At 73.6% G+C, this 1408-nt stretch carries 1 protein-coding gene and 1 pseudogene; one reads left to right on the top strand and one right to left on the bottom strand.

Annotation, left to right across the window (positions count from 1 at the left end; genetic code table 11):
- Window positions 1-152: 152 nt before the first annotated feature.
- Window positions 153-887, bottom strand: a pseudogene (locus ACFXBC_RS35085) (uridine kinase); the annotation flags it as partial.
- Between ACFXBC_RS35085 and ACFXBC_RS35080 the strand changes: the two are divergent.
- Complete coding sequence (locus ACFXBC_RS35080) at window positions 886-1266, top strand: hypothetical protein (protein WP_385034196.1); 381 nt, start codon at window positions 886-888, stop codon at window positions 1264-1266. The pseudogene ACFXBC_RS35085 and the gene ACFXBC_RS35080 sit on opposite strands and share 2 nt — an antisense overlap.
- Window positions 1267-1408 lie beyond the last annotated feature (142 nt).

Here is a 1408-nt window from a genome sequence, read left to right as displayed (position 1 = left end):
CTGGCCTTTGTGGCATTCGGCGGGTGGGGGATCGGGTGGGCGGGGAGCCCCGATGGGACGTGCCGGTCCCGCGCCTCACACACCTGGGGGGCGGCAGGGGACGGCCGGGCCGCATCCGCCTGCCGGGCGGCCGGACCCGTGGCCCCGGACGGCGCACCGGCCGCCGCCAGCCGGCCCAACGCCTCCCGCTTGTCGCACGGGTACGCGCCCAGACCCGTCTGCCGTGCCACGATGCCCCGTTCGGCCCGCATCAGCCGCCACCCCCGCCGCAGCAGGAACGGAACGGACTTCCGCCCCTCGCGCAGATCCCGCATCAGCCGCCGCCGGAACGTGGTGGAGGGCCGCCCGCGCAGACAGAGCGCGTCCGCCAGCAGACCCAGCTCCTCGCACCGCCGCACGATGTCGGCGGCGAAGATGCCTTCCGCGATGAAGACGGCCGCCGGGCCGATGTCCAGGGCCTCGTGGCCGGTGCGGGCACTGGCGGCGATGTCGTACACCGGCACGGTCGTACGGCCGGTCCGGCACAGCTCCTGGACCGCGGTGACCGCCGCGTCCGCGTCCCAGGACAGCGGTGAGTCCCAGTCGATGTCGGGGCTGCCGGGGACCTGCGGCAGTGTCGGGTCGCCTGCCTCCTTGTAGAAGTCGTCCAGGCGCAGCACGGGCAGGTCCGCGCGCTCCGCGAGAGACGACTTGCCGGATCCGGAGGGGCCCGCGAGCAGGACGACGCGGGCCGGTATGGGCTGGGAGGAACTCACGGGAGGACATTCTCCCGCATCGGGCGGTCCTGACCACTCCCAGGAGTGAGGTTGTCGCGGTCTTTGGAGCGGACAGCGCTCAGCAACTACTCTTTGTGCGCATCCGCTTACTCTGCGAGTCAGGAATCCCATGGCAACACATGCAGCTCCCTCACCCCGGCGGAACTCCCTGCTCCGTATCGGTCTCACCGTCACCGTGGCCGGGGCGGCGCTCGGTATGGGCGGTGCGGCCGCCCAGGCCGCCACGCCTGCGGCCACCCCTTTGAGCGGCCCCACCGCGGCCCTCGGCAGCCTCGGTCCTTCGCCGGTCCGCGTCCTGACCGGTGCGCTCGGGTACGCCACCGCGCCGGTGACCAGCCTCCAGCTCGACCCGCTGGCCAAGACCGGGGTCGACCCGCTCGACAACGCGGTCGGCACCCAGGTCGCCGACTTCAAGCCGGTCTCCACGGCCCTGCTCACCTCTCCGCTGACCAGCGGCGGTGCGCTCAAGGACCTGCTGCCCGGCCGCTGAAGGGGCGGAGGGGCGGCCCGTGGGCCGCGTACCGGAGGGTTCCGGGTACGGGCAGGGCCCGCGCACCGGAAGGTTCCGCGTACCGGAGAATCCCGCACACCCGGCAGGCCCGCGTACGGGAGAGGCCCCGCCGCCGCAGAAC

Origin of the sequence: Streptomyces sp. NPDC059398, from assembly GCF_042751845.1 — a bacterium.
Classification (GTDB): Bacteria; Actinomycetota; Actinomycetes; order Streptomycetales; family Streptomycetaceae; genus Streptomyces.
This window is presented reverse-complemented; position numbering and strand designations above follow the sequence as displayed.

What these genes read in the sequence shown, in the direction of transcription:
- ACFXBC_RS35080 (WP_385034196.1), top strand. Translation starts at nt 886, where the DNA reads ATGGCAACACATGCAGCTCCCTCACCCCGGCGGAACTCCCTGCTCCGT.